Here is a 4,217-nt window from a genome sequence, read left to right as displayed (position 1 = left end):
CCTCTACGAGAAGGTCGTGGTCAAGGTGGTGCCGGTGTCATCCCCGCGGGTGGCCGAGACGGCGAAGCTCCTCGAGAACATCTTCCGGAACGTGAACATCGCCCTCGTCAACGAGCTGGCGATGCTCTGCGACCGGATGCGGATCAACGTCTGGGAAGTCGTGGAGGCGGCCGCCACCAAGCCGTTCGGCTTCATGAGCTTCCAGCCGGGACCGGGGGTGGGGGGCCACTGCATTCCCGTCGACCCGGTCTATCTCGCCTGGAAAGCGAAGGAGTACGACTTCTACACGAACTTCATCACGCTGGCGGCCGAGGTCAACGCCAACATGCCGTACTTCGTGGTGCAGAAGCTCCTGCGCCTCCTGAGCCGGCAGGGGAAGCGGGTGCTGGAGACCCGGGTCCTGCTCCTGGGGGTCACCTTCAAGCGGAATGTCGCCGACGTGCGCAATTCGCCCGCGCTCAAGGTGCTGGAGCTGCTCGGCGAGCACGGGGTCGCTGTCGCGTATCACGACCCCCTGATCCCGCACCTGGTGGCGGGGGAGACCCGGCTCGAATCGGTGCCGCTGACCGTCGACACCCTGGCCGGCGTCGATTGCGTCGTGGTCCACACCGATCACGCGAGCTACAACTACGACTGGATCGTGGAGCACGCGCCGCTTGTCTTCGATACCCGGAACGCCACCCGCGACGTGAAGGCGGGTCGGGACAAGGTGGTCCGCCTGTGATGCCGGGCCGCATGCGCGCGGCCCTGTAGGCGGGCGCCGGGCGGTCATCTCTCGATGAAGGCACTGGTCACCGGCGGCGCGGGTTTCATCGGGTCCCACCTCACCGAGGCGCTCCTGGCTGCCGGCCACGAGGTGGCCGTCCTGGACGACCTCTCGACGGGCCGGCTCGAGAACGTCAAGGCTGTTCAGGGCCATCCCCGGTTCGCCCTCACCCTCGGCTCGGTCACCGACGAGGCCCTGGTCCAGAAGCTCGTGGACGCGGCCGACGTGGTCTACCACCTGGCGGCCGCGGTCGGCGTCCGGCTGATCCTCGAGCGGCCGGTCGAGACCATCGCCACCAACATCGTGGGCACCGAGGTCGTCCTGCGAGCGGCGGCCCACCGGCGGCCGCGCGTCGTGCTCGCCTCGACCTCGGAGGTCTACGGCAAGAACGATCAGGTGCCGCTCGGCGAGGAGGACGACCGCCTCCTCGGGCCGACCACCAAGAGCCGCTGGAGCTATGCGTGCTCCAAGGCGATCGACGAGTTCCTGGGCCTCGCGTATCACCAGGAGCGCGGGCTCCCTGTCGTCATCATCCGGTTCTTCAACACCGTCGGGCCGCGGCAGACGGGACGCTACGGCATGGTGGTGCCGCGCTTCGTCCGGCAGGCGCTCGACGGGCAGCCCATCACGGTGTACGGAGACGGCCGGCAGTCGCGGTGCTTCACGGACGTCGAGGACGCCGTCCGGGCGACCATCGCGCTGGCGCTGAGCTCGGAGGTGGCCGGGCAGGTGTTCAACGTGGGCAGCGCTCAAGAGGTGACCATCACCGAGCTGGCGGAGCGGGTCCGGGCGCTCACGGGCAGCGCGTCGCCGATCGTGTACGTGCCGTACCAGGAAGCCTACCAGCCGGGATTCGAAGATCTCCGCCGCCGCGTGCCGGCCATCGGAAAGGCGGAGCGGGCCGTCGGCTATCGACCCCAGGTCGCGCTCGACGAGACCCTCACCCGCGTCATCAGCTTCCTGCGCGAGACCGGGCGGCAGTAGGGTGCTGTCGGACTAATGGGAAGCGGGCGCCCCAGGATTCTTGGCTGCGGACGGTTTCCGGGCGGCGGCTTTGCTGCCGCAACCGATGGGGGGGTGTCGGGGGGGTCTTCCGAGACCCCCCCGACGATCTAGGGTGGGTGCCGGGCACGCCCTCGTCACCGGCGGCGCAGGCTTCATCGGCTCGCATCTGACCGAGGCGCTCCTCGCCCGAAGGCGGTCCGTCCGCGTCCTGGACGACTTCTCGAGCGGCCGGCGCGAGTTCCTGCCGGATCACCCGAACCTCCAGGTGCTGGCCGGCGACCTCCGCGATTCCGCCCTGCTCGAGCGGGCCGTGACCGGCGTCGACGTGATCTTTCACCAGGCGGCGCTCCGGTCGGTCCCCAAGTCCATCGACGATCCGTTCGCGTACCACGACGTCAACGTGACGGGGACCATGCGACTGCTCCTGGCGGCCCGGGCGGCTGGCGTCCGCCGGCTCGTCTTCGCGTCCTCCTCCGCCGTCTACGGGAACCAGCCTGTCCTGCCGCTTCGGGAGGACATGCGGCCGCAGCCGATCTCGCCCTACGGCGCGTCCAAGCTGATCGGCGAGCACTACTGCGCCAACTTCGCCCTGCACTACGGCCTGGAGACGGTCTCCCTGCGCTACTTCAACGTGTTCGGCCCGCGCCAGGACCCCCAGTCCGAGTATGCCGCGGTGGTGGCGCGGTTCATCCAGGCCGCCCTCCGCGGCGAGCCCCTCGAGGTGCACGGAGACGGCAAGCAGACCCGTGACTTCACCTACGTCGCCAACGTCGTCGAGGCCAACCTCGCCGCGGCGGAGGCCCCGGGGGTCGGCGGCGAGGTCTTCAACGTCGCCTGCGGGGACCGGCTCTCGGTGCTGGACATTGCCCGGGGGATCGAGGAGATCCTCGGCCGGCGGCTGTCGGCGCGCCACACGCCGCCCCGGGCCGGCGACGTCCGGGATACCCAGGCCGACGTGACGCGGGCCCGGGAGCGTCTCCGCTACACGCCGAGCATCAGCTTCACGGAGGGTCTCCGGCGGACAGTCGCGGCCTTCTCGGCCTAGAACAGACCGCCGCGCCGGGTCGCGTGCTCGCCGATCTCGTCGTCTCTCTCCGGCCGCAGCAGTGGACCAAGAACTTCCTGGTCTTCGCCGGCCTGATCTTCTCGCAGAGCTTCCAGCGGCCCGGGCTGGTCCTGCGTGTGCTGCTCGCCTTCGTCCTCTTCTGCGTGCTGTCGGGCAGCACGTACCTCGTCAACGACGTGCTCGACGCCGACCGCGACCGCACCCACCCCCAGAAACGCCACCGCCCGGTCGCGGCCGGGCGGCTCTCCACCGATCTGGCCCTGGGCATCGGGGTGGGGCTCGGCGCCCTCGCGATCGTCGGAGCCTTCGCCCTGTCCGCGCGCCTCGGGTGGGTGGCGCTCGCCTACGCGACGCTCCTGACCGCGTACTCGGCCGGGCTCAAGCATCTGGTCATCGTCGACGCCCTGATGATCGCGGCCGGGTTCGTGCTCCGCGCGCTGGCCGGGGTCGTGGTCATCGATGCCGAGTTCTCTCACTGGCTTCTGCTCTGCACGATCCTGCTGGCCCTGTTCCTGACCTTCGGCAAGCGGCGCCACGAGCTCCTCGCCCTGGAGGGCGGCGCCGCCGGCCACCGGCCCATCCTGGAGGAATACTCCCCCCAGCTCCTGGACCAGATGATCGCGGTGGTGACGGCTTCGACCCTGATGGCGTACGCGCTCTACACCGTCGCGCCGGAGACCGCCGCGCGGCTGGGGACGACCCGACTCCCGCTGACGATCCCGTTCGTGCTGTACGGCATCTTCCGCTACCTCTACCTGCTCTACCGCCGGGATCTGGGCGGGAACCCGTCCGAGCACCTCCTGACGGACCGCGCGCTCCTGGTGGACGTCGCGTTGTGGGCCGCCACCGTGACGATGATCCTCTACCTCGCTCACTAGGTCATTCGGGGGGGTCTCGGAAGACCCCCCCGATACCCCCCCTTCGGTTGCGGCGGCCAAGCCGCCGCTCGGAGCGGACCGTCGGGTTGCCAGGTGTGGACGCGCGGGCCAAGCCCGGCGTTTGTCTTTACGGCTCACTGAGCGAGGAAAGTGAGGAAGCTCGCCGCGAGCTTGCCGTACTCGTTGGCGACCTGGAGCGCCATCTTCCCGTCCTGCCACCACCGATCCGGGTCGAACGGGTCGTAGGAGGGTAGCGCGCCCGGGCGGGACACCGCCACGGCCCCGACTGCTGGGGCGAGGGGCGGGCGGAGCGGCCCCCGGCGGGCCCGCAGGCGGATCACGAGCCGCGCCGGCGCGGGGTGCCGGGCCCGGGGCAGGCCGACGAGACGGCCGCGACGACGACGCCCGGCGGGGGGCGGCTCCGCGGCGAGCCCGAGCGCCGTCAGCCCCCGGCGCGCCCGCGTGGGGCTCGGTGACGGCGCCCAGGATCCGGCACGGGCCG

The 4,217-nt window shown here is 70.7% G+C and carries 4 protein-coding genes and 1 pseudogene; 4 read left to right on the top strand and 1 reads right to left on the bottom strand.

Annotated features, from left to right (window positions below):
* The 4 genes and pseudogenes from VGW35_14180 to VGW35_14165 form a co-directional block, all read left to right on the top strand.
* Nucleotides 1-724, top strand: a 724-nt coding sequence (locus VGW35_14180; protein HEV8308805.1) for a nucleotide sugar dehydrogenase, incomplete at its 5' end; no start/stop codon positions are given.
* Between the two features lie 54 nt (nt 725-778).
* Nucleotides 779-1,750, top strand: a complete 972-nt coding sequence (locus VGW35_14175) for an NAD-dependent epimerase/dehydratase family protein (GenBank protein ID HEV8308804.1) — start codon at nt 779-781, stop codon at nt 1,748-1,750.
* A gap of 133 nt (nt 1,751-1,883) precedes the next feature.
* Nucleotides 1,884-2,816: an SDR family oxidoreductase gene (locus VGW35_14170; GenBank protein HEV8308803.1), complete on the top strand. Its 933-nt coding sequence runs from the start codon at nt 1,884-1,886 to the stop codon at nt 2,814-2,816.
* Nucleotides 2,817-2,827: 11 nt separating this feature from the next.
* Nucleotides 2,828-3,715 (top strand): annotated as a pseudogene (locus tag VGW35_14165) (decaprenyl-phosphate phosphoribosyltransferase).
* Between the two features lie 134 nt (nt 3,716-3,849).
* Here the strand turns inward: VGW35_14165 and VGW35_14160 are convergent.
* The coding region (locus VGW35_14160) for a hypothetical protein (GenBank protein HEV8308802.1) at nt 3,850-4,217 on the bottom strand (368 nt) is incomplete at its 5' end.

The sequence above is a fragment of the Candidatus Methylomirabilota bacterium genome (assembly GCA_036005065.1).
Classification (GTDB): domain Bacteria; phylum Methylomirabilota; class Methylomirabilia; order Rokubacteriales; family DASRDR01; genus DASYQW01.
The sequence above is the reverse complement of the archived record's forward strand: the minus strand, read 5'-3'. Positions and strand labels throughout refer to the sequence as shown.

Excerpts from the sequence above, each read along its gene's own strand:
- VGW35_14175 (HEV8308804.1), top strand. The coding sequence starts at position 779 with ATGAAGGCACTGGTCACCGGCGGCGCGGGTTTCATCGGGTCCCACCTC.